General features: G+C 72.3%; 14 protein-coding genes. 7 read left to right on the top strand and 7 right to left on the bottom strand.

The genetic code is table 11. From position 1 onward, the window contains the following. Window positions 1-35 precede the first annotated feature (35 nt). Window positions 36-2,117, bottom strand: coding sequence for an alpha-amylase family glycosyl hydrolase (locus NRK68_RS10165; protein ID WP_257855623.1), 2,082 nt, complete (start codon window positions 2,115-2,117; stop codon window positions 36-38). Between the two features lie 222 nt (window positions 2,118-2,339). Here NRK68_RS10165 and NRK68_RS10160 point away from each other — a divergent pair, with 222 nt between their 5' ends. The 7 genes from NRK68_RS10160 to pulA all read left to right on the top strand — a co-directional run bounded on the left by NRK68_RS10160 (window position 2,340) and on the right by pulA (window position 16,812). Then, window positions 2,340-3,611, top strand: a complete 1,272-nt coding sequence (locus NRK68_RS10160) for an extracellular solute-binding protein (protein ID WP_030964908.1) — start codon at window positions 2,340-2,342, stop codon at window positions 3,609-3,611. Between the two features lie 7 nt (window positions 3,612-3,618). Then, the gene (locus NRK68_RS10155) at window positions 3,619-4,665 is read left to right on the top strand and encodes a carbohydrate ABC transporter permease (protein ID WP_183065113.1); all 1,047 of its coding nucleotides are present in this window, start codon (window positions 3,619-3,621) and stop codon (window positions 4,663-4,665) included. 2 nt (window positions 4,666-4,667) lie between these two features. Then, a complete protein-coding gene (locus tag NRK68_RS10150; protein WP_037927691.1) occupies window positions 4,668-5,510 on the top strand; it encodes a sugar ABC transporter permease in 843 nt (280 codons plus the stop codon). Between the two features lie 51 nt (window positions 5,511-5,561). Then, window positions 5,562-7,211: a glycoside hydrolase family 13 protein gene (locus NRK68_RS10145; RefSeq protein ID WP_183065112.1), complete on the top strand. Its 1,650-nt coding sequence runs from the start codon at window positions 5,562-5,564 to the stop codon at window positions 7,209-7,211. Next, window positions 7,208-8,212: a LacI family DNA-binding transcriptional regulator gene (locus NRK68_RS10140; RefSeq protein ID WP_257855622.1), complete on the top strand. Its 1,005-nt coding sequence runs from the start codon at window positions 7,208-7,210 to the stop codon at window positions 8,210-8,212. Before NRK68_RS10145 ends, NRK68_RS10140 begins: the two co-directional genes overlap by 4 nt. A gap of 1,439 nt (window positions 8,213-9,651) precedes the next feature. Next, entirely contained in the window at window positions 9,652-11,364 is a 1,713-nt protein-coding gene (locus tag NRK68_RS10135) for a carbohydrate-binding module family 20 domain-containing protein (protein WP_257855621.1), read from the top strand. Window positions 11,365-11,460: 96 nt separating this feature from the next. Continuing rightward, entirely contained in the window at window positions 11,461-16,812 is a 5,352-nt protein-coding gene (gene pulA, locus NRK68_RS10130; protein ID WP_257855620.1) for a pullulanase-type alpha-1,6-glucosidase, read from the top strand. Here the strand turns inward: pulA and NRK68_RS10125 are convergent. The 6 genes from NRK68_RS10125 to NRK68_RS10100 all read right to left on the bottom strand — a co-directional run bounded on the left by NRK68_RS10125 (window position 16,799) and on the right by NRK68_RS10100 (window position 23,918). Then, a complete protein-coding gene (locus tag NRK68_RS10125; protein WP_030961691.1) occupies window positions 16,799-17,335 on the bottom strand; it encodes a GNAT family N-acetyltransferase in 537 nt (178 codons plus the stop codon). The genes pulA and NRK68_RS10125 overlap by 14 nt on opposite strands. Window positions 17,336-17,485: 150 nt before the next feature. After that, a complete protein-coding gene (locus NRK68_RS10120; RefSeq protein WP_030961689.1) occupies window positions 17,486-18,202 on the bottom strand; it encodes a TetR/AcrR family transcriptional regulator in 717 nt (238 codons plus the stop codon). 23 nt (window positions 18,203-18,225) lie between these two features. Next, the gene (locus NRK68_RS10115) at window positions 18,226-19,281 is read right to left on the bottom strand and encodes a PDR/VanB family oxidoreductase (protein WP_257855619.1); all 1,056 of its coding nucleotides are present in this window, start codon (window positions 19,279-19,281) and stop codon (window positions 18,226-18,228) included. Next, the gene (locus NRK68_RS10110; protein WP_183065108.1) at window positions 19,278-20,174 is read right to left on the bottom strand and encodes a metal-dependent hydrolase; all 897 of its coding nucleotides are present in this window, start codon (window positions 20,172-20,174) and stop codon (window positions 19,278-19,280) included. The genes NRK68_RS10115 and NRK68_RS10110 overlap by 4 nt, the downstream gene beginning before the upstream one ends. 120 nt (window positions 20,175-20,294) lie before the next feature. Next, window positions 20,295-21,698 carry a hypothetical protein gene (locus NRK68_RS10105; protein ID WP_257855618.1) on the bottom strand — a complete coding sequence of 468 codons (1,404 nt, stop codon included), beginning with the start codon at window positions 21,696-21,698 and terminating at the stop codon, window positions 20,295-20,297. Window positions 21,699-21,977: 279 nt separating this feature from the next. Beyond that, window positions 21,978-23,918 (bottom strand): hypothetical protein, encoded by a 1,941-nt coding sequence (locus tag NRK68_RS10100; protein ID WP_257855617.1) that lies wholly within the window; start codon window positions 23,916-23,918, stop codon window positions 21,978-21,980. Window positions 23,919-23,967: the final 49 nt, after the last annotated feature.

Here is a 23,967-nt window from a genome sequence, read left to right as displayed (position 1 = left end):
GAACCCGGGCTCGGGCTCGGCCCGGGGCGGGGGCGTCACGGGGTCCACCAGGTGCAGGAGTCCGCGGGCAGGCGGACGGTGCGGCCGTCCGTCTCCACGGGGGCGCTGGAGAGTACGGGGCGGCCGGGCGCGGGCAGTTCGACGGGGTCGGGGCGGGTGTTGAGGGTGCAGGCGAAGCCGGGGCGGGTGAAGAGGAGGACCCCGTCGGGTGCGGACTGCCAGCGCATCCCGCGGGGGTCGGCGGGCCCGCCGGCCTCGGGGGCGCCCAGGCCGGGGAGGGCGCGGCGGAGTTCGAGGGCGGCGCGGTAGAGCTCCAGCGTGGAGTGGGGGTCGCCGGTCTGGGCGGCGACGCTGAGCCCGGCCCAGGCGTCGGGCTGCGGCAGCCAGCTGCCGGCGGGCCCGAAGCCGTAGGGGGGCTCCGCCCCGGCCCAGGGGATGGGCACGCGACAGCCGTCGCGCAGCCCGTCCTGCCCTTCCGCCTCCGGCGCGGTCGGCAGACCGGGGTCGCCCCCGCCCCCGGATTCGGCCTCCGGCCCGTCCCCGCTCCCGGCCTCCGGCCGGACCCCGCCTCCGGCCTCCGGCCGGGTGGATACCTGCGCCTGCGGCGCGGTTTGCGGGGCGGCCTCCGGGACGGGCCTGGTTTCGGCCGCGGGCCGGGTGTGCGTCCCGGCCTCCGGCCCGGTGGTCTCGGGCGCCTGCGGCGCGGTTTGCGGGGCGGCCTCCGGGACGGGCCTGGTTCCGGCCGCGGGCCGGGTGTGCGTCCGGGCCTCCGGCCCTGTGGTCTCGGGCGCCTGCGGCGCGGTCTGCGGGGCGGCCTCCGGGACGGGCCCGGTTTCGGCCGCGGGCCGGGTACCTGGCGCGGGCTGCGGATCGGGCTCCGGGCGGGGGGTGGGGATGGGCTGACGGCGGCCGCGGCGGAAGGCCGGGTCCTGGCGGGCTGTGGCGGGGAGGTCCGTGACCTCGGGGAGGCCCAGTTCCTCGCCCTGGTAGAGGTAGGCCGAGCCGGGGAGGGCCAGCATCAGGAGGGCCGCCGCGCGGGCCCGGGCCAGGCCCCGGGGGCCGCCGCCGTAGCGGGTGACGTGACGGACCACGTCGTGGTTCGACAGGACCCAGGTGGTGGGGGCGCCCACCGCCGTGGTGGCGGCCAGGGACTCGTCGATGACGGTGCGCATCGCCTCCGGATCCCACGGGCACGTCAGGAAGCGGAAGTTGAACGCCTGGTGCAGCTCGTCCGGGCGGACGTACAGGGCGAGCCGCTCCGAGGACGGGGCCCAGGCCTCGGCGACCCCGATGCGCCGCCGTGGCCCCTCGTAGGAGTCGAGGAGGCGCCGCCACGCGCGGTGGATCGCGTGGACCCCGTCCTGGTCGAAGAAGGGCAGCGGCTCGCTGCCGATGAGCGTGGCCTGGGCGCCGCGCCCGATGTCCGGCAGGCCGTCCGCCTTGACCATGCCGTGTGCGACGTCGATGCGGAACCCGTCCACGCCCAGGTCGAGCCAGAAGCGCAGGACCGAGTCGAACTCCGCCATGACCTCCGGGTGGGTCCAGTCGAGGTCCGGCTGCTCGGGCGCGAACAGGTGCAGGTACCACTCGCCGTCCGCGACCCGCGTCCAGGCGGGGCCGCCGAAGATCGACTCCCAGTCGTTCGGCGGGAGCTCCCCCTCCGCGCCCCGCCCGCGGCGGAAGAGGTAGCGCTCCCGCGCCCCCGGCTCGCCGGCGAGGGCCGCCCGGAACCACGGGTGCTGCTCCGAGGTGTGGTTCGGGACCACGTCCACGATGACCCGCAGTCCGAGCGCGTGCGCGGCCCGGACGAGCTCGTCGGCGTCGGCCAGGTCCCCGAAGAGCGGGTCGACGGCCCGGTAGTCGGCGACGTCGTAGCCGCCGTCCGCCTGCGGGGAGACGTAGAACGGGGTGAGCCACACCGCGTCGACCCCGAGGCGGGCGAGGTGGGGGAGGCGGGAGCGGACGCCGCGCAGGTCGCCGATCCCGTCGCCGTCGCTGTCGGCGAAGGAGCGCACGTACACCTGGTAGATGACGGCATCACGCCACCAGTCACCGCTCGCAGTCGTCGCGTTGCTGTAAGCGCTTGCAAGGCCGACGGCCGTCGACTCATGGGTCATATCGGGGTCAACGCGACTGCATGCCCCCTGGTTGCGGGCCCGGGCAGTCGAAGGTGACTCGAACTAACAGCAAGCTGCGGCAACCGTCCGGACACACGGATGTAACGATCGCCTCCGCTTGCAGAAAGTTTGCGCAAGGCCTTTCGGTCCTCTTTCAGTCTTGTTACGTTCCTGGCAACTCGGGACCGCGAGGGCGCGGCCGGGATCATCGAAGGAGTTCATATGCGGCGTGGCATAGCGGCCACCGCGCTGGTCGCGGCCCTGGCGCTCGCGGCGACGGCTTGCGGCGGTGACGACAAGGGCGACGGCGGGACCGACGCAGGCGGCGAGCTTTCCGGCACGGTCACGTGGTGGGACACCGCCAATGACGCCGAGAAGGCGAGCTTCCAGAAGATCGCCGAGGGCTTCACCGCGAAGCACCCGAAGGTGACCGTCAAGTACGTCAACGTTCCGTACGGTGACGCGCAGAACAAGGTCAAGAACGCCTTCAGCAGCGGTTCCGACGCGCCTGACGTGATCCGCGCCGACGTCGGCTGGGTCGCGGACTTCGCCTCCCTCGGCTACCTCGACGAGGTCCCGGCGGACATGGCGAAGAAGGTCGACGCCGAGTTCCTCCCGCAGGCCGCGGCCAGCGGCAAGTACGAGGGCAAGACCTACGCCGTGCCGCAGGTCATCGACACCCTCGGCCTCTTCTACAACAAGAAGATGCTCGCCGACGCCGGCGTCCAGCCCCCCAAGACGCTGGCCGAGCTGAAGACCGCCGCCGAGGCGATCAAGGCGAAGACCGGCAAGGCCGCCCTCTACCTGCGCGGCGACGACTCGTACTGGTTCCTCCCGCTGATCTACGGCGAGGGCGGCGACCTCGTCGACGCGAAGAACAAGACGGTCACCGTCGACAACGAGGCGGGCGTCAAGGCCTTCAAGACCGCCCGTGACCTGGTCGCCTCCGGCGCCGCGGTCACCAACGCCACCGACGGCTACGCCAACATGCAGACGGCCTTCAAGACCGGCGAGGCCGCCATGATGATCAACGGTCCGTGGGCCGTCGCCGACACCTACGCCGGCGACCAGTTCAAGGACAAGGCCAACCTCGGCATCGCCGCCGTCCCGGCCGGCTCGGCCAAGGCCGGCGCCCCGCAGGGCGGCCACGACCTCGGCGTCTACGCCGGCTCGAAGAACCGCGCCGCCGCGCACGCCTTCGTCGAGTACATGACCTCGCAGGAGGTCCAGGTCCAGTCCGCCAAGGAGCTGAGCCTGCTGCCGACCCGTACCGCCGCCTACGAGCAGCCGGACGTCAAGAGCAGCGAGATGGTCGCGTTCTTCAAGCCGGCCGTGGACAAGGCCGTCGAGCGCGCCTGGATCCCCGAGAACGGCTCCCTCTTCGAGCCGCTGAAGGTCGAATACACCAAGGCGATCACCGGGGCTTCGAGCCCGGAGGACGCGGCCAAGGCGGCCGGTATCGAGTTCCGCAAGATCCTCAAGGGCTGGAAGTAACGAAACGATGGCTGCTGACACCAGCCAGTCTGTGGTGAAGGCCGCGGACGACGGAGTCGGGAACGACTCCGCCGTCCGCGGCCGGAGCCGCTGGACTGACAGCGGGAACACAGGGAACGCACGGAGAAAGGGCGGCCTGAGGCACGCCCTCGCCACCCACTGGTACGCCTGGGCCATGGTCGCCCCGGTGGTGCTCGTCCTCGGCGTGATCATCGGCTGGCCGCTCGTCCGCGGCGTCTACCTGTCGCTGACCGACGCCAACGAGCGCAACGTCGCCCGTGACATCGGCGCCCGCCACATCGACGCCACGTACGAGTTCATCGGACTCGAGAACTACACGGCGGTGCTCGGCGACCCGGTGTTCCTGCAGCGGCTGGTGTGGACGGTGATCTGGACCGTCGCGTGCGTGTCCATCACGTTCGTGCTCGGACTGACCCTCGCCAACATGCTGAACCGGCAGTTCCGGGGCCGCGCCGCCTACCGGATGGCCCTCATCCTGCCCTGGGCCGTGCCCGGCTTCGTCTCCGTCTTCGCCTGGCGGTTCCTCTTCAACCGCGACAACGGCATCCTCAACAAGGTCCTCGACGGCGGCGGCATCGCAGCCGTGCCGTGGCTCGACGACCCGACCTGGGCCAAGTTCTCGGTCATCGCCGTCAACGTCTGGCTGGGCATCCCCTTCATGATGGTCGCCCTCCTCGGCGGCCTGCAGTCCATCCCCGGCGAGCTCTACGAAGCCGCCGAGATGGACGGCGCCAGCGCCTGGCAGCGCTTCCGCCACATCACCCTGCCCGGGCTGCGCACGGTCAGCATGACGGTGATCCTGCTCTCCACCATCTGGACCTTCAACATGTTCCCGGTGATCTTCCTGCTGACGCGGGGCGGACCGGGAGACTCCACCGAGATCCTGGTGACCCAGGCCTTCCGGGAGGCCTTCATCACGAGCCCGCGCGACTTCGCCGTCTCCGCGACGTGGGGCGTACTGATCCTCCTGCTGCTCATGATCTTCGCGCTGGTCTACCGGCGCTCGCTGCGCAAGCAGGGAGAGGTGTGGTGACCATGACCAGCACGCGTACCCGGGGCAGCCGCTCCCCCCTCGCCTCCGTCGGCCTGCACGCGACCCTCGTCGTCGCCTCCGTCATCGCCGTCTTCCCGGTCCTGTGGATCCTGCTGACCTCGCTCAAGCCCGCGCAGCACGCGATCACCACGGACTTCGTCAAGGAACCCACGCTCAGCAACTACACGTACCTGCTGGAGTCGAGCCACTTCCTCGACTGGTTCCTCAACTCCGTCCTGGTCGCCGGCGTGACCACCGTCCTCGGTGTCTTCATCGCCGCCACCACCGGATACGCGGTCAGCCGGTTCAAGTTCCCCGGCATGAAGCCGCTCATGTGGACCCTGCTCATCACGCAGATGTTCCCCATGGCCATCCTGATCGTCCCGCTCTACAACCTGATGGGACAGCTCGGGCTGCTCAACCAGCCCGTCGGCCTGATCATCACCTACCTCACCATCGCCGTGCCGTTCTGCGCATGGATGATGAAGGGCTTCTTCGACACCATCCCGGTCGAGATCGACGAATCCGGCCGCGTCGACGGACTCAACCCGTTCGGCACCTTCTGGCGGCTGATCCTCCCGCTCGCCAAGCCCGGACTCGCCGTCACCGGCTTCTACGCCTTCATCACCGCCTGGGGCGAGGTCGCCTACGCCTCCGCCTTCATGGTCGGCGAGGAGAACCTCACCCTGGCCGGCGGTCTGCAGACCTTCGTCACCCAGTACACCTCCAACTGGGGTGCGATGAGCGCCGCCTCGGTCCTCATCGCGATCCCCGCGGCGATCTTCTTCGTTTTCGCCCAGCGTCACCTCGTCGCCGGGATGACGGCAGGCGCCACCAAGGGCTGACCACCCGAGCCTGCCCGTTCCACCTCCCGGCCCGACCTCTCCAAGGACGACATGACCCAGCACCTCGCCGACGCACTTCCCACCGCCACCGGCACCACGCCCGGCTGGTGGAGAGACGCGGTGATCTACCAGGTCTATCCGCGCAGCTTCGCCGACTCCAACGGGGACGGCATGGGGGACCTCGAAGGCATCCGCAGCCGCCTGCCCCACCTCAAGGAGCTGGGCGTCGACGCCGTCTGGCTCAGCCCCTTCTACGCCTCCCCGCAGGCCGACGCCGGCTACGACGTCGCCGACTACCGGGCCATCGACCCCATGTTCGGCACCCTGCACGACGCCGACGCCCTGATCCGCGAAGCCCACGGCCTGGGCCTGCGGATCATCGTCGACCTCGTCCCGAACCACTGCTCCGACCAGCACGAATGGTTCAAGCAGGCGCTGCGCGAAGGTCCCGGGTCCCGGCTGCGGGAACGCTTCCACTTCCGTCCCGGCAAGGGCGAGAACGGCGAACTGCCGCCCAACGACTGGGAGTCGATCTTCGGCGGGCCCGCCTGGACCCGGGTCGCGGACGGCGAGTGGTACCTGCACCTCTTCGCCCCCGAGCAGCCCGACTTCAACTGGGAGCACCCGGCCGTCCAGGACGAGTTCCGCTCCATCCTGCGGTTCTGGCTCGACCTCGGCGCCGATGGCTTCCGCGTCGACGTCGCCCACGGCCTGGTCAAGGCACCCGGCCTGCCCGACCTCGGCGCCAGGGACCAGCTCAAGCTGCTCGGCAACGACGTCATGCCCTTCTTCGACCAGGACGGCGTCCACGAGATCTACCGCTCCTGGCGCCGGATCCTCGACGAGTACGAGGGCGACCGCGTCCTGGTCGCCGAGGCCTGGACCCCGACCGTCGAACGCACCGCCCGCTACGTGCGCCCCGACGAGATGCACCAGGCCTTCAACTTCCAGTACCTGACGGCCGACTGGAACGCGGACGCCCTGCGCGAGGTCATCGACGGCTCGCTGGCCGCGATGCGCCCCGTCGGCGCCCCCACCACCTGGGTGCTGTCCAACCACGACGTCACCCGCCACGCCACCCGCTACGCCAACCCCGCCGGCCTGGGCACCCAGCTGCGCGAGCCCGGCGACCGCGAGCTCGGTCTGCGACGGGCCCGCGCGGCGACCCTGCTGATGCTGGCGCTGCCCGGTTCGGCGTACGTCTACCAGGGCGAGGAGCTCGGCCTGCCCGACGTCACCGACCTGCCGGACGAGGTCCGCCAGGACCCGTCGTTCTTCCGCGCGGCCGGACAGGACGGCTTCCGCGACGGCTGCCGCGTGCCCATCCCGTGGTCGGGTACGCAGGCCCCGTACGGCTTCGGCACCGGCGGCAGCTGGCTCCCGCAGCCGGACTCCTGGGCCGAGCTGAGCGTCGAGGCGCAGACCGGCGACCCCTCCTCCACCCTGGAGCTGTACCGGGCCGCCCTGCGGCTGCGCCACGAGCACCCGGACCTGGGCGCGGGCGAGTCGGTGGACTGGCAGGAGGCCCCCGCGGGCGTCCTGGTCTTCCGTCGCGGGGACTTCCTCTGCGCGGCGAACACCACCGGCTCGGCGGTGCGGTTCCCCGTCACCGGCGAGGCCCTGCTGTCCAGCGGCGCGACGGTCGAGGACGGCGTGCTGCCGGCCGACACCACGGTGTGGTGGCAGGTGACGTCGGGGTGACCTCCCCCCTCCGGCTGACGGACATCGCCGCGCAGGCCGAGGTCAGCGAGGCGACCGTCAGCCGTGTGCTCAACGGGAAGTCGGGCGTCGCGGCCGGCACCCGGCACAAGGTGCTGGCCGCGATGGACCTGCTCGGCTACGAGCGGCCCGTGCGGCTCAAGCGCCGCAGCAACGGCCTGGTCGGACTGCTGATCCCGGAGCTCACCAACCCGATCTTCCCGGCGTTCGCGCAGGTCATCGAGCAGGCCCTGGCCGGGCACGGCTACACGCCGGTGCTGTGCACGCAGACCCCCGGTGGGGCCACCGAGGACGAGCTGGTGGAGCAGCTGGAGGCGCGGGGCGTCACCGGCATCGTCTTCCTGTCCGGGCTGCACGCCGACGCGCACGCGGACCCCGCCCGCTACCAGCGCCTCGCCTCCCGCGGACTGCCGTTCGTGATGATCAACGGCTTCAACGAGCAGGTGAACGCCCCCTTCATCTCCCCGGACGACCGGGCGGCCGCCGAGATGGCCGTACGGCACCTGCAGGACCTCGGGCACGAACGGATCGGGCTGGCCATCGGGCCGACCCGGTACGTGCCCTCGGCCCGCAAGGAGCAGGGCTTCCGCGGCGTCGTCCCGGATGCCGAGGCCGAGGGGCGGATCCAGCGCACCCTCTTCACGGTCGAGGGCGGGCACGCCGCGGGCGGCGCCCTCCTCGACCGCGGCTGCACCGGCATCGTGTGCGGCAGCGACCCGATGGCGCTCGGGGTGATAAGGGCCGTGCGCGAGCGGGGCCTGCGGGTGCCGGAGGACGTGTCGGTCGTCGGATTCGACGACTCGCCGCTGATCGCCTTCACGGACCCGCCGCTGACGACGGTCCGCCAGCCGGTACGGGCGATGGCGACGGCCGCGGTCGGGGCCCTGCTGGAGGCGGTGTCGGGAACCCCGGTCCAGCGCACGGAGTACGTCTTCCAGCCGGAACTGGTGGTCCGCGGCTCGACGGGACAGGTGCCGGGGTAGAGGGGCGGGGCGGGGCCACCCCCGCGGCCCCGCCCTCCGGGCGTGGTGTGGTCGGGGCACGGCGGCAGCCGACGGGGCGGTGCGGGGGAGCGGGAGCCGTGAGGGGCGGCGGCTTCGACGGTGCGGGGTGGTGGTGGGGGCGGGATCCACGCGGGCGGCATCAGTGACGCGTATGGGGGTTTTCCGTCAGTCCCATCGTCTCTCCGTGTCGTGCCGGTCCGTCAAGGGCGCTCCTTCGTCGCGTCGCTTCGCGATGTCGCTGCGCTCCACCCTTGACCGACCGTCCCGCCCCGGAAATCCGAAAGACTGCCGGGAAACCCCCAAAGGAACGGGCCGGGAGCAGAAAGACACTTAAGGGGCGGTGCCCTGCGCGGGCGAAGCCCGGTACGCCCCAGATCGCTACGCGCTCCTGCCAGAAGGCGTCTGCGAGCCCCGTGGGCTGGTCACAAGCCGCCCACATTCGCTACGCGCTTCTCGATCACGCGACTGCGAGCCTCTTGGGCCGGTCATAGGCCGCCATCGATCGCTACGCGCTCCTCGAAGACGGCGTCCGCCCCCAGTCTGGGGCTGATCGGGGCGAATGGGAGGGCCGAAGGCCAATCCATCGGCTCAGCCGAACTCCACCCCCGTCTGGGCCACTGTGAGATCCCATCCGTGCGTCCAGACCAGGGTAATTGGGGCATATTGACGGCTCTTTGAGGCGCACACCCTCCCAGGCCCGGATCGGCTTCGCCTCAGCCGTCATCTACCGCTTTTCCAGCCCCCGGCAGCCCGCAGGCGCCGTCCGTGAAGGAAGGTATATGCGGCTTATGTCCAGCCCAAGGGGCTTGCAGACGCCTTCCGGCAGGAGCGCGTAGCGATCGATGGCGGCCTATGTCCAGCCCAAGGGGCTTGCAGACGCCGTCGGGCAGGAGCGCGTAGCGATCGGGGGCGCACCGGGCTCCGCCCGGGCCTTCCGGCCGCCCCGTCTGTGTCTTTCTGCCCCCGGCCCGTTCCTTTGGGGGTTTCCCGGCAGTCTTTCGGATTTCCGGGGCGGGACGGTCGGTCAAGGGGGGCCGAAGGCCCTCGCGAAGCGACGCGACGAAGGAGCGCCCTTGAGGGACCGGCACGACACGGAGAGACGATGGGACTGACGGGAGACCCCCATACCCTCTCTGGCCGCCGCCCGAGTGGATCCCGCCCCCTGCCCGCCTGTGTCCCCGGCCGTCTGCTCCCACCGTCCCTGCCCGCCTGCACCCCCGCCCGCCTGCCGGCCCCGGCCGGTCTGGCTCGGCATCAAATGGCAGGAAATGGGGTTGAGTTGTTGGTGTCGGTCGGGTCTGTTCGGGAGGACACACCTCGGAAACAATCCTGCAATCTCTTGCGCAAACTCTTGCAGGGCTTCCACCTGGCACCTACGGTCGCTCCAATCCCCACCTCTTCCGCCAGGAGGCCCCCGCATGCCTGCCAGAGCCGTCAGAGCTGCAACTCTTTTCACCGCCACCGCACTTGCCGCCGCCGCGCTCACCGCCATCGCGCCGCAGGCCGCTGCCACGCCCCCCGGCGAGAAGGACGTGACCGCCGTCCTCTTCGAGTGGCGCTTCGACTCCGTCGCCAAGGCCTGCACCGATTCCCTCGGCCCCGCCGGGTACGGGTACGTGCAGGTCTCGCCCCCGCAGGAGCACGTCCAGGGCAGCCAGTGGTGGACCTCGTACCAGCCCGTCAGCTACAAGATCGCCGGTCGGCTCGGTGACCGCGCCGCCTTCCAGGCGATGGTCGGCGCGTGCCACGCCGCGGGCGTCAAGGTCGTCGTCGACTCGGTCATCAACCACATGGCCGGCCCGGCGGACGCCGGCGCGACCCTGACCGGAACGGGCGGTACTTCGTACACGAAGTACAACTACCCGGGGCTCTACTCGGGCTCCGACATGGACGACTGCCGGGCGACGATCTCGACCTACCAGGACCGCGGCAACGTCCAGAACTGCGAGCTCGTGCAGCTCGCCGACCTCGACACGGGCGAGGACTACGTGCGGGGCCGGATCGCCGGCTACCTCAATGACCTGCTCTCGCTGGGCGTCGACGGCTTCCGCATCGACGCCGCCAAGCACATGCCCGCCGCCGACCTCGCCAACATCAAGTCCCGGTTGACGAACCCCGGTGTCTACTGGAAGCAGGAGGCGATATTCGGGGCGGGGGAGGCCGTCTCGCCGAGCGAGTACCTCGACAACGGCGACGTGCAGGAGTTCCGTTACGCCCGGGATCTCAAGCGGGTCTTCCAGAGCGAGAACCTCGCCTATCTGAAGAACTTCGGTGAGGCCTGGGGGTACATGCCCTCCGCCCGGAGCGGAGTCTTTGTCGACAACCACGACACCGAGCGCGTCGGGGACACCCTGACCTACAAGGACGGGTCCGCCTACACCCTCGCGAACGTCTTCGCGCTGGCCTGGCCGTACGGGTCGCCGGACGTGCACTCCGGCTACGAGTGGACGGACAAGGACGCCGGCCCGCCGAACGGCGGCACCGTCAACGCCTGTTACTCGGACGGGTGGAAGTGCCAGCACGCCTGGCGGGAGATCTCCTCCATGGTCGGCTTCCGCAACGCGGCCCGCGGGCAGGCCGTCGGCAACTGGTGGGACAACGGCGGCGACCAGATCGCCTTCGGGCGCGGCTCCAAGGCCTACGTCGCGATCAACCACGAGGGCTCGGCGCTGACCCGGACCTTCCAGACCTCGCTCGCCGCCGGCGACTACTGCGACGTGCAGAGCAGGCGCACCGTCACCGTCGGATCCGACGGCCGGTTCACCGCCACGCTCGGCGCCGGGACCGCCCTCGCCCTGCACGTGAACGCCCGTACCTGCTCGGGCACCCCGGCGGGCTCCGGCGGGGCCGCCTTCGCCGTCAACGCCACCACCGTGCCGGGGCAGAACATCTACGTCACCGGTGACCGCGCCGAGCTCGGCAGCTGGAACACCGGCGGAGCCCTCAGGCTGGACCCGGCCGCCTACCCCGTGTGGAAGCTCGACGTCACCCTTCCGGCCGGCACGTCCTTCGCGTACAAGTACGTCCGCAAGGACGCCTCCGGGAACGTCACCTGGGAGAGCGGCGCCAACCGTACGGCCACCGTCCCCGCGAGCGGCAAGGTCACGCTGACCGACACCTGGCGCAGCTGAGCCGCCGCCCCACCGACCAGGGCCGCCCGGCACCACCTTCCCCGCCCCCCGCCGGGCGGCCCTCATCCATGCGACACGTACACAAGGAGACCCGCCTTGATACGCCCTGCCGCAGGAGTGCTCGCCGCCGCGCTGGCCGTGACGCTCCTGCCCGCCCTCCCCGCCGCGGCCGCCGAGGCCAAGGCGCCGCCCGCCCCGCCCTCGGACGCGAAACTGGCCGCCGAGCCGGCCCGCAACGACCTGACCCGCGAGCAGTTCTACTTCGTGCTCCCGGACCGGTTCGCGAACGGCGACCCGGGCAACGACCGGGGCGGGCTGACCGGCACCCGCCTCCAGACCGGTTTGGACCCCACCGACAAGGGCTTCTACCAGGGCGGTGACCTCAAGGGGCTGACCGACCGGCTCGACTACATCAAGGGGCTCGGCACCACGGCCATCTGGATGGCGCCGATCTTCAAGAACCAGCCGGTACAGGGCAAGGGCGACGACGTCTCCGCCGGCTACCACGGCTACTGGATCACCGACTTCACCCAGGTCGACCCGCACTTCGGCACCAACGCGGACCTGGAGCGGCTGATCGACAAGGCGCACGCGAAGGGGATGAAGGTCTTCTTCGACGTCATCACCAACCACACCGCCGACGTGGTCGACTACCGGGAGGCGTCCTACTCGTACCTGTCGAAGGGGGCGTTCCCCTATCTGACGAAGGACGGGGTGCCGTTCGACGACAAGGACTATTCCGACGGGAAGGGGAAGTTCCCGAAGGTGGACGGGGAGTCCTTCCCGAGGACCCCGTTCGTGCCGGACGCGAAGAAGAACCTCAAGGTCCCCGGCTGGCTCAACGACCCGACGATGTATCACAACAGGGGTGACTCGACCTTCGCCGGCGAGTCCTCCGAGCAGGGCGACTTCTTCGGTCTCGACGACCTGTGGACCGAGCGTCCCGAGGTCGTCAGCGGGATGGAGAAGATCTACGAGAAGTGGGTCGAGGATTTCGACATCGACGGCTTCCGCATCGACACGGTCAAGCACGTCAACACGGAGTTCTGGACCCAGTGGGCGACCGCCCTCGACGCGTACGCGGCCAAGCGCGGCCGCGACGACTTCTTCATGTTCGGCGAGGTGTACTCCGCCGACACGGCCGTCACCTCCCCGTACGTGACGCGCGGGCGCCTCGACGCCACCCTCGACTTCCCGCTCCAGGACGCGATCCGCGCGTACGCCTCCCAGGGCGCGGCGGCCTCGCGGCTGGGCTCGGTCCTCGCCGACGACTACCGCTACACCTCGGGCAAGGCCAACGCCTACGAGCAGGTGACCTTCCTCGGCAACCACGACATGGGCCGCTTCGGGACCTTCCTGAAGCAGGACCGGCCGGGTGCGACCGAGCAGGAGCTGCTGGGCCGCTACCGGCTCGCCAACGAGCTGATGTTCTTCTCCCGCGGCAACCCGGTGATCTACTCCGGTGACGAGCAGGGCTACACCGGCGCCGGCGGCGACAAGGACGCGCGCCAGCCGCTGTTCGCGTCGAAGACGGCCGACTACCTCGACGACGACCAGCTGGGAACGGCGCGCACGCACGCGAGCGACGCCTACGATCCGGAGCACCCGCTCTACAAGGAGATCAGTGCTCTCTCGAAGCTGACCAAGGCCCACCCGGCCCTGCGCGACGGCATTCAGAGCGAACGATTCTCCGACGGCTCCGTGTACGCCTTCGCGCGCACCGACGCCCGCACCCGCACCGAGTACCTGGTCGCCGCCAACAACGGCGCCGAGTCCCGCACCGTGGAGATCGACGCCCCGGCCGGCACCCAGTACCGCACCCTGTACGGCGGCACCGCGCTGATCCGCGCCTCCGCCGCCGGAAAGCTCACCGTCGTCGTCCCCGCCCTCGGTTCGGTCGTCCTCCGGGCCGTCGCACCGCTCGCCGCCCCCACCGCCAAGCCCGCGCTGACGCTGAAGGCCCCGGCCCCCGGCGCCACCGGCACCGTCGAGCTGTCCGCCGACGTCAGCGGCGGCGGCCTGAACCGGGTCGTCTTCGCCGCGCAGACCGGCAACGACAAGTGGCAGGTCCTCGGCTCCGCCGACCACGCCCCCTACAAGGTCACCCAGCACGTCGACGCCAAGACCCCCGCCGGGACCGCCCTGCGCTACAAGGCCGTCGTCGTCGACTCCGCCGGCCGCACCGCGAGCGCCCTCGCCCAGTCCGTCACCGGCCAGGCCCCGCCCGTCGAGGCGCCCACCGCCACCCAGCGCGACTACGCCGTCGTCCACTACAACCGCCCCGACGGCGACTACACCGACTGGCGGCTGTACGCCTGGGGCGACATCGCCGAGGGCGAGGCCACGCCGTGGCCGGCCGGTCACGGCTTCACCGGCCGCGACGCGTACGGCGCCTTCGCGTACGTCAAGCTCAAGCCCGGCGCCTCCTCGGTCGGTTACCTCGTCATCGACAAGGACGGCAACAAGGACGTCGCCGCCGACCGCACCATCGACGTCACGAAGACCGGCGAGATCTGGCTGGAGCAGGGCAAGGAGCCCGCCCGCACCGACCGCCCGGCCTACCCGCCGCAGGACCAGGGCAAGGCCGTACTGCACCACCACCGCCCCGACGGCGCCTACGACGGCTGGGGCCTGCACGTGTGGACCGGGGCCGCGACCCCGACCGACTGGTCCAAGCCGCTGCTCCCCACCCGCTTCGACCCCTACGGCGCGGTCTACGAGGTCCCCCTCGCCGCCGGCGCCACCAGCCTCAGCTACATCCTCCACAAGGGTGACGAGAAGGACCTTCCCACCGACCGGTCCCTGGACCTGAAGGCCGCCGGCCACGAGGTGTGGATGCTGGCCGGCCAGGAGAAGCACCTCCTGCCGCAGGCCGCCGGTTCCTCCGCCGCCCTGGACCTCACCAAGTCCCAGGCCGTCTGGATCGACCGCGACACCGTCGCCTGGAACGCCCCCGCGGCCGCCGCCTCCGTGCAGCTCCTCGCCTCCCGCGAAGGCGCCGTCAAGGCCGAGAACGGCACCCTGACCGGCCCGGCCCAGTGGCTGCGGCTGAACCGGACCGAGCTGACCGCCGCACAGAAGCAGAAGTTCCCGCACCTCGCCGCGTACACCGCCTTCGGCGTCGACGCGCGCGACCGCGACCGGGTCCGGGAAGCCCTGCGCGGCCAGCTCGTCGCGAGCGCCCGCGCCGCGAACGGGGCGGTCCTCGCCGCCACCGGCGTCCAGCTCGCCGGCGTCCTCGACGACCTGTACGCGACGACCGCGGCCCTGGGCCCGGTCTTCAAGGACGGCCGCCCCACCCTCTCGGTCTGGGCGCCCACCGCCCAGCAGGTCTCCCTCGAACTCGACGGCCGCACCGTCGCCATGCGCCGTGACGACGCCACCGGCGTCTGGTCGGTGCGCGGCGAGCGCTCCTGGACCGGCAAGCCGTACCGCTACGCGGTGACCGTCTGGGCCCCCAGCACCCGCCAGGTGGTCCGCAACCTCGTCACCGACCCCTACTCCACCGCCCTGACCGCCGACTCCACGCACAGCCTGGCCGTGGACCTGGCCGACCCCAAGCTCGCGCCGCCCGGCTGGAAGCAGCTGCGCAAGCCCGCGGCCGTTCCCTTCACCTCCGCGCAGATCCAGGAGCTCCACATCCGCGACTTCTCCGTCGCGGACCGCACCAGCGGCCACCCCGGCCAGTACCTGGCCTTCACCGACACCGCCTCGGCGGGCATGCGCCACCTGCGCGACCTGGCCGGCGCCGGCACCTCCTACGTCCATCTCCTGCCCGCCTTCGACATCGGCACCATCCCGGAGAAGCCGGCGGACCGCACCGAGCCCGCCTGCGACCTCACGGTGTACGCGCCGGACTCGCAGGAGCAGCAGGCCTGCGTGGCGGCGGCCGCCGCGAAGGACTCCTACAACTGGGGCTACGACCCGCTGCACTACACCGTCCCCGAGGGCAGCTACGCCAGCGACCCGAACGGCACGGCCCGCACGGTCGAGTTCCGCAGGATGGTCCAGTCCCTGAACGGCGCCGGGCTGCGCACGGTCATGGACGTCGTCTACAACCACACGGTCGCCGCCGGCCAGTCGGACAAGTCGGTCCTGGACCGCGTCGTCCCCGGCTACTACCAGCGGCTGCTGGCCGACGGCAGCGTCGCCACCTCCACCTGCTGCGCCAACACCGCCTCCGAGAACGCCATGATGGGCCGCCTCGTCGTGGACTCGATCGTCACCTGGGCGAAGGAGTACAAGGTCGACGGCTTCCGCTTCGACCTGATGGGCCACCACCCGAAGGCCAACATCCTGGCGGTGCGCGCCGCCCTCGACGCCCTGACGCCCGCCAAGGACGGCGTCGACGGCAAGAAGATCGTGCTCTACGGGGAGGGCTGGAACTTCGGCGAGATCGCCGACGACGCCCGCTTCGTGCAGGCCACGCAGAAGAACATGGCCGGGACCGGCATCGCCACCTTCTCCGACCGGGCGCGCGACGCGGTCCGCGGCGGCGGCCCCTTCGACGAGGACCCGCGCGTCCAGGGCTTCGCGTCGGGCCTGTTCACCGAGCCCAACGGATCTCCGGCCAACGGCACCCCGGCGGAGCAGCGGGCCCGCCTCCTGCACGCCCAGGACCTGATCAAGGTCGGCCTCTCCGGGAACCTCGCCTCGTACGCCTTCACCGACACCTCCGGGCGCCGTGTCAAGGGCTCCGAGGTGGACTACAACGGCGCCCCGGCCGGCTACGCGGCCGCCCCCGGCGACGCCCTCGCCTACGCCGACGCCCACGACAACGAGACCCTCGCCGACGCCCTGACCTTCAAGCTCCCGCCCGCCACCAGCAATCGCGACAAGGCCCGTATGCAGGTCCTGGCCATGGCGACGGCCACCCTCTCGCAGGGCCCGGCGCTCTCCCAGGCCGGCACCGATCTGCTGCGCTCCAAGTCCCTGGACCGCAACTCCTACGACAGCGGCGACTGGTTCAACGCCATCCAGTGGGACTGCCGGGCCGGCAACGGCTTCGGCCGCGGGCTGCCCCCGGCCGCCGACAACGCCCCGAAGTGGCCCTACGCGAAGCCCCTGCTGTCGGGACCGGCGCCCACCTGCACCGACATCACCGCCACCGCGGCCGCCCACCGCGACCTGCTGAAGATCCGCAGCACCGCACCGGAGTTCGCCCTCACCACGGCGGAAGCCGTCCAGTCCCGGATGGCCTTCCCCCTCTCGGGCCGGGAGGAGACCCCGGGCGTGATCACCATGACCCTGGGTGACCTGGTGGTGGTCTTCAACGCCACCCCCACCGCCCAGCCCCAGCGCGTCACCGCCCTCGCGGGCACCGCCTACCGCCTGCACCCGGTGCAGGCCGCCGGATCCGACGCCACGGTCAAGCAGTCCGCCTACGACGCGACGACCGGAGAGTTCACCGTCCCGGCCCGCACCGTCTCCGTCTTCACACGACGGTGAGCCGGTCGAGCCGCTTCTCCAGCAGGATCACCCCGTAGACCCTGCCGTCCTTCCCCCGCTTGTCGGGGAGCTCCCCGACCACCCGGTAGCCCGCGTCCAGGTAGTACGCGAGCAGCCGGGGGTTGGTGGAGACACAGTCCAGCCGCGCCCGCTCCCGCCCGGTCCTGGCCGTCCGCCGCTCGGCATGTTCGAGCAGGCGGCGCCCGGCCCCGGCGGGGGCGGTCTCGCGCGACACCATCAGCCGGTGCACGTAGCCCGCCACGGGAGGCTGGATCCCCCAGGCCTCCTCGTCGGACCACCACAACTCGTAGGCCCCGCAGATCCGCCCGTCGGCGTCGCCGGCGAGCCACACCTCTCCGTCGTGCATCTTCGACCGGAAGTGCGCCGCGTCCTTGTCACCGGGCTTCCACTGCTCGATCCCGTGCTTCTGCATCCAGCGGGCGGCCTCGTCGTACAGCCGCACCAGCGTCCCGGCGTCCTTCTCCACGGCAGGCCGGAACAAGATCCCGTCGTCAATGATCACGCGGGCATTATCGGCGATCACCACCGGTTGTGATCAAGAGAGTGCGCACAATGCGCGCCCCGTCACAGCGAGCCCCGTCACAGCGCGGCCCGTCATACCGCAGCCGTCACACCACGCCCCGTCACACCACGCCCCGTCATACCGCAGCCGTCACACCGCGGGTGCCACTGCGCCCGGGACGAGCCCGACCAGCCGCCCGACCAGCTCCCCGAAGGGCCCGTCCGCGGGCTCACCCGCCAGGATCCGTACGAGGATGCCCGCCATCTCCGCGTCGTACGCCGCGCTCACCGCCGCCAGCGCCGCGAAATCGTGCACCAGCTGCAGCTCCAGCTCGGCCCGCGGGATCCGGCGTCCGTCCAGCCAGATCAGCGCCGTGGACTCGGCGAGCGAGACCCAGGAGCGCACCACCAGTTCCAGCCGGGCCGGCACCTCGTCGAGCCCGATCCCCAGGTGCGTCAGGATCTGCTCGTACGCCGCCTGCCGGACCTCGTCGATCATCGCGTTGGCGCGGCTGCTCCCGGCCGCCGGACCGCCCCGCATCAGCGCGGAGAAGCCCGGCCCGTGGTCCTCGACGAACGCGAAGAACCGCCCCATCACCCGCAGCAGACGCGCTCCGAGCGGCCCCTCCCGGGGCTCCACGAACCGCTGCGCCAGCTCGTCGGCCGCCCGCCGCAGGGCCGCCTCGTACAGGCTGAGCTTGCCGGGGAAGTAGTGGTAGACCAGCGGCCGGGATATCCCCGCGGCCGCCGCGATCTCGTCGATCGACACATCGTCGGGCGACCGGTGGCTGAACAGCTCCAGGGCAACCCCGATCAGCTGTTGCCGCCGCTCCTCGACACCCATCCTGCGCCGCACTCCGGTCGTCATGCGGACACCCTACTGGGGAGCGTTCACAGGTCCAGGGTGAGGCGGTTCCCCTTTGCGCGCGAGACGCACAGCAGCATCGACTCCCCGCGCTCCTGGTCCGTGAGCAGGTCGTCGCGGTGGTCCACCTCGCCCGCGAGGACCCGGTGTTGGCAGGTCCCGCAGAAGCCCTGCTCGCACGAGTACGGGGTGTCCGGCAGCTCCCGGCGCACCGCGGCGAGCGTGCTCTCCTGGGCGCCGACCTCGACGACCCGTCCCGAGCGGCGCAGTTCGACCGTGAAGGCCCGCGCCGGACCGGGCGCGGCCGACGGCGCGAAGCGCTCCAGGTGCACCGCCGCCGGATCGCGGACCGCCGCGGTGACGGCCTCCATCAGGGGTTCCGGGCCGCAGCAGTAGACCAGGGTGCCCGGCGCCAGGGTGGCGAGCGGGGTCAGGTCCGGCAGGCCCACCTCGTCCTCGGGATGGACCGTGACCCGGTCGCCGTGGACCGCGAGGTCGTCCAGGAAGGGCATCGAGTCGAGGGAGCGGCCCCCGTACAGGAGGGTCCAGGCGGCGCCGGCCGCGGTGGCGGCGCGGAGCATCGGCAGGATCGGGGTGATGCCGATGCCGCCCGCGACGAACGCGTACGACGGGGCCGGGAGCAGCTCGAAGCGGTTGCGCGGGGGCCGCAGTTCCAGTTCGGCGCCCTCGACGAGCCGGGTGTGCGCCTCGCGGGAGCCGCCGCGGCCGTCCTCGACCAGCCGGATCGCGATCCGGTAGCGGCCCACGTCGGCCGGGTCGCCGCACAGCGAGTACTGGCGGACCAGGCCCGAGGGCAGGGTGACGTCCACGTGCGCGCCCGGCGTCCACGCGGGCAGCTCCGGGGATTCCAGGGTCAGTTCCAGTACGTCCTGCGCCGGCAGGGTACGGGAGACGATCAGCGCGCGCAGCGCGCGGCGCGGGGAGTGGCCCGAGACGGGCACCTCCAAAGCCGGCAGCGGCCACAACGGGGACCGGCCGATCCGGCGGTTCAGGGCCCGCCGGGCCGTCCAGGCGGCACCGGCGACCGTCGTGGCCGTCATGACGGCGAGGGCGCGCCTCATGGCCGCACCCCGCCGTTCGCGCCGGGGGAGGAGGCCAGGTAGGCGACGGCCTGGGCGGTGGAGCCCTCCTGGGAGGGGTGGTAGGTACGGGAGAGGTACTTGGGGATGGACTTCAGCATGGAGCCCGTCGAGGGGAGTACGCCCTGCTGCCCGGCCATGAAGAACTGCCCGAAGGAGGCCTTGCCGTCGACGAGGTGGGGGTCGTTCTCCATGAAGAAGCGGACCCCGCGCTGCCAGAGGAAGACCAGGGCGGTGAAGGCCGTCGCCCAGGTCCGGGCCCGGCGCCGGTAGCCGCCGTCGACGTGCATGAACAGGTCGAAGGCCACCGAACGGTGCTCGACCTCCTCCGCGCCGTGCCAGCGCAGCAGGTCCAGCATGGTGGGGTCGGCGCCCCGCCGGTCGAGGGCGTCGGCGTTCAGGACCCAGTCGCCGAGGAACGCCGTGTAGTGCTCGATCGCCGCGATCATCGCGACCCGCTCCATCAGCCACCAGTGCCGGGCCCGGCCCGGGGGCAGGGTCCGGTCGCCGAGCAGCTTCTCGAACAGCCAGTCCACCTGGGCGGTGTAGGGGGTCGGGTCGAGCCCCAGCCGCTTCAGGTGCGGGAGGACGTCGTCGTGGGCGGCGGCGTGCATGGCCTCCTGGCCGATGAAGCCGACGACGTCCTCCCGCAGCCGCTCGTCCTCGATGTACGGGAGCGCCTGCTTGTAGACGTGCACGAACCACCGCTCCCCGGCGGGCAGCAGCAGGTGCAGCACATTGATCATGTGCCCGGCGAAGGGTTCGCCGGGCAGCCAGTGCAGCGGGGTGCCCTCCCAGCCGAAGGACACGTTCCGGGGCCTGAGGTCCACGTGTTCCGACGCCACGGGGGCGGGCGCGAGCGGCGTATTAGACATGGCGTCAATGTACTGATCGGTACAGGAGGTGAGAAGACCCCTGCGCCGACTTCTCGCGCCCGCCGCGGCCGCCCCGGCCGATGGGCGGGCCGGCCCGGCCGGCGTGGTCCGGTTAGGGCCTCAGCGTCCGGTGCTGCCGCTCGCGAGCGCCCATTCGCGGTTCAGCGAGCCCAGCGGGATCTTGCGCTCGAAGGCGGGCGTGCCGAACAGCGACAGCTGGAGCTGCAGGTTCCCGCTCAGGTCGAAGCCGCCGTACAGCGCCCAGGCTCCGCTGACGGAGGCCTTGCCGTCGCTGGACGCGGTCGCCTTGACGTCGGCCTCGCCGCGCAGGTACGGGGCGAAGTCGCCGGTGACGCCGACGACGCCGTAGAGGCCGACGGACGCCTCGGCGCCGAGCGCGCCCTTGACCTTGCCGGCGGCGGTGACGGTCGCCTGGACCGGCGTGCTCTTCACGTTCGACGCGCTGACCGGGGTCCAGCCCTTGCCGAAGGCGTAGCTGCCGCCGACCTTGAAGTCGCCCTTCACGTCCTGCTGGACGTCGAGGGTGACCTTGCCGTCGGCCTCCACCTGGATGTAGCAGGTCAGGCCGAGGTTGACGACGACCGGCACCGGGCCGACCTGGATGACCGGGGAGGTGTGCAGCTTGGCGAAGGGGATCCGCTTGGGCCCTCCGGTGCTCGCGGCGGCGCGGCCCTGGAGCTTCCACTGCGAGGACCAGTCGCCGCTCATCCCGAGGAAGGCGCCGCGCGGCCCGGAGTCGCCGCCCTGGGTGCCGTCGTAGGAGAACTCGACCTGCGGGGCGAGCTGGACGAAGCCGGAGACGGAGGCTCCGGCCGAGGCGGGCGCGTCCGGCGCGGTGTCGACGGAGGCGTTCACGTCGAGCCGCAGGTTCCCGAGCGGCAGCTTCCCGCCCTCGGGCCCGAACTTCAGGCCGTCGCCCTTGGCCCAGGAAAAGGTGACGCCCTTCATCAGGGGCTCCACGACGACCGTCGAGGGGTCGACGGGGACCTTGCCGTCGGCCTTGTCGTCGTTGAGGACCGCCGCCAGCGTCGTGGACGCGGTCTTGACCTCGGTGCCGCGGTCGGTCTTGCCGACGACCTCGGTGACCTTGGCGAGCAGGCCGTTCGGGGCGCCGGGCGCGGGGGCGCTGGCGATGACGTCGCCCGCGGCGACGGGCTTGTCGGCCTCGGGCGACTTGTCCGTCGACGGCGCCTTGGAGGGCCCCTTCGGCGGGGCCTTGGCTATGACGGCCCGGCCGGTCGCGGCGTCGTACGAGGCGACCTTGAGCGTGGACTTCTCGGTCCGGCCCTTGGAGCCGCCGCGGGCGACGGCCGCGGGCGTGGGCTCGCCCTGGGGTGCGGCGGCCACGTCGAGCTGCTGGGAGGTGCCGGCCGCGGACGGGGTGAGGGGAGCGGGGGCGGCCGGTTCGGCGGCGCCGGTGTGGGATGTCGAGGCGCAGCCGGTGGCGGTGAGCGCGAGGGCGGTCAGACCGGGGAGGAGGAGGCTGCGGGCAAGCGTGCGCACGTGGTGGACCTTCAAAGGGGGCAGGGGTGTGGGGGATTACCGATCGGTAACCGGAACCCGATCATGCCATGTGTGCGCGGTGACCGTCATGTCCGGATCCCGCCAACTCCCTTCGGCCGCTTGGTCGTTGAAACTTCATCCGACTGGGATCCGCCGGCGCCCCGTCCGCCCGGCCCCGCCTCCGCCGGACCCGCCTCCGCCCGGTCCCGTCCGCCCGGCCCTGCCTCCGCTCGGCCTCCGCCCGGCCCTGCCTGCGCTCGGCCTCCGCCCGGCCCGGCGTCAGCGCAGGACGCCCGCCTTCGAGCCGTCCGTCAGCTTGCCCGACAGGTCCACCTGGGCGCCGGGCGGGGCCTTGACCGCAAGGCGGTTGCCGTTCGCCGAGCCGTTCACCCCGCCGCCGGACACCGACAGCGAGGCGAACTGCGCGCTGCCCGCGGCCAGGACGTACCACTGGCCCGCACGCGACTTCCACAGCACGCCCGCCAGCACCCGCGGTTCCCGGGGCCCGCAGGCGGCGGCCCCTTCCGCGGCCGCCGCCTGCGCCGCCGTGGCCGAGCCCGGCGCCAGGAACTGGGCCTGCACGCGGTCCGCCGCGCCCTGCCAGGTCTCGGCCCGGGTGCAGAGCCAGGCCGCCGTCCCGTCGCCCTCCGGCAGCGGCTGCTTCGCGTACGTCCAGGAGTTGACCGTGCGGACCCCGTGCGAGCGGACCGAGGGCAGCAGGCAGGCGATCCGCGACCAGTCCGCCAGCTCGGCGGCCTCCGTCACGTTCCGCTCGGCCCCCGGCGCCCCCGAGGTCAGCCGGGCCGGGGTCAGCTCGCCCAGGTCGGTGATCAGCCGGGTGGCTCCGTCCCCGGTCAGGGCCAGGGCGTTCCAGCTCGTGCAGTCGCCCGTCGGAGCGGGTCCCGGCACCGGCGGGGTCACCCCGTCCGGGGTCGGCTTCAGCACCGTCGGCTGACCGCCGGGCTTGAGCAGGTCCCGCAGGGCCACCCCCGTCACCCAGGGCGCCGTGAGATAGCGGACGTTGCCGTCGACGCGGCTGACGACCAGCGCGGTCGCGGTGTCCGCCGAGGCGCCGTCGGTCCGGGCGAAGTCCAGGGCCGCGCCCGCGGAACCGGAGCGCGGTTCGGCGTAACGGACCACCCGCAGGCCGTCGTACAGCAGGACCACCACGGCCTGGTCGACGGCGCCCGCGAACAGCAGCTGCGCCGGCCCCATCGGCGGCCCGGACGGGGTCCCCGGCGTGGCCGAGACGACCACGGAGGAGCCGGGCCGCGCCCAGACCGCCAGCGCCCGGCGCAGCAGCGCCGTGTCGTCCGCGCGGTCCCCGCGGGCCGGCCAGGTCGAGAAGTCCGTACGGGAGGACGTGTTCCAGAGCGCCGGCGCGGCCCGGACCAGCTCGGCGGGATCCAGGGCCCGTTCGGCCGCGGCGTTGCGCGCGTACGGCGGGGCGGCGGCCCCGTCCGAACCCCAGCCCCCGCCGGGCAGCGCCAGCAGCGCCCCGCACACGGCGAGGGCGGCCCCCGCGGCCGCCGCGGCCCGCGAGAGGCGGCGGCGCCGGAGCAGGTCGGTGGGTCGCGCCTGGAGCACGCACGGGTCGAACTCGGGGGAGGCGAACAGGGCGTCGTTCGCCGGGTCCCCGGACTCCGCGACCGCGGCGGCCGGGTCCGGGACACCGGCCTCGTCGAGCACCCGGACCACCTCCGGCTCGGGCAGCCGCTCCAGGGCGCGCAGCACGCAGGCGGCCCGGCCCGGCCCGTCCAGGGTGGCCAGCCACTGGTCGAGGGCGAGCTCCTCGGCCCCGCCCGAGCGGGGGAACAGCCGCAGGCCCCACACCTGCGGCAGCGCCGGCGGGAGCTGCGCGCGCCGGGGCAGCGCCCGGAACGTCAGCGGGAGCCCCGCCTCCAGGGCCGCGCGGAGCACCCGCAGCCGGACGTACGCGTAGCCGGAGTCCTCCGGGCCGCCCCGCTGCCCCGGGACCCCGCCCTGCACGGACGCGACGCCCGCCGTCGCGTCCCGCCGCCCGCGCGGCAGCGCCCGCTGGACCAGCGAGTGGGCGGTGAGCACCCGGCGGTTGCGGCCGAGGGCGGGGGGCAGCACCAGATAGGCGAGCCGCACCAGCCGCGGGTAGTGCTCGACGATGGCGGCCTCGGCCTGCTCGACGTCGGGCGGCACGGCAGCCGCGGGAGGCTGGGAGCGGGTGGCGGTATCCGGCGCAGTCACGTTCAGCAGAACGAGCGAATCGTCGGATGGTCACCCGTCCGCCGTCCTC

The sequence above is a fragment of the Streptomyces yangpuensis genome, from assembly GCF_024666385.1.
Classification (GTDB): Bacteria; Actinomycetota; Actinomycetes; order Streptomycetales; family Streptomycetaceae; genus Streptomyces; species Streptomyces yangpuensis.
The sequence above is the reverse complement of the archived record's forward strand: the minus strand, read 5'-3'. Positions and strand labels throughout refer to the sequence as shown.

What these genes read in the sequence shown, in the direction of transcription:
- NRK68_RS10150 (WP_037927691.1), top strand. Translation starts at nt 4,668, where the DNA reads ATGACCAGCACGCGTACCCGGGGCAGCCGCTCCCCCCTCGCCTCCGTC.
- NRK68_RS10160 (WP_030964908.1), top strand. Translation starts at nt 2,340, where the DNA reads ATGCGGCGTGGCATAGCGGCCACCGCGCTGGTCGCGGCCCTGGCGCTC.
- NRK68_RS10165 (WP_257855623.1), bottom strand. Translation starts at nt 2,117, where the DNA reads ATGACCCATGAGTCGACGGCCGTCGGCCTTGCAAGCGCTTACAGCAAC.
- NRK68_RS10155 (WP_183065113.1), top strand. Translation starts at nt 3,619, where the DNA reads ATGGCTGCTGACACCAGCCAGTCTGTGGTGAAGGCCGCGGACGACGGA.
- NRK68_RS10115 (WP_257855619.1), bottom strand. Translation starts at nt 19,281, where the DNA reads ATGAGGCGCGCCCTCGCCGTCATGACGGCCACGACGGTCGCCGGTGCC.
- NRK68_RS10120 (WP_030961689.1), bottom strand. Translation starts at nt 18,202, where the DNA reads ATGACGACCGGAGTGCGGCGCAGGATGGGTGTCGAGGAGCGGCGGCAA.
- NRK68_RS10135 (WP_257855621.1), top strand. Translation starts at nt 9,652, where the DNA reads ATGCCTGCCAGAGCCGTCAGAGCTGCAACTCTTTTCACCGCCACCGCA.
- NRK68_RS10145 (WP_183065112.1), top strand. Translation starts at nt 5,562, where the DNA reads ATGACCCAGCACCTCGCCGACGCACTTCCCACCGCCACCGGCACCACG.
- NRK68_RS10110 (WP_183065108.1), bottom strand. Translation starts at nt 20,174, where the DNA reads ATGTCTAATACGCCGCTCGCGCCCGCCCCCGTGGCGTCGGAACACGTG.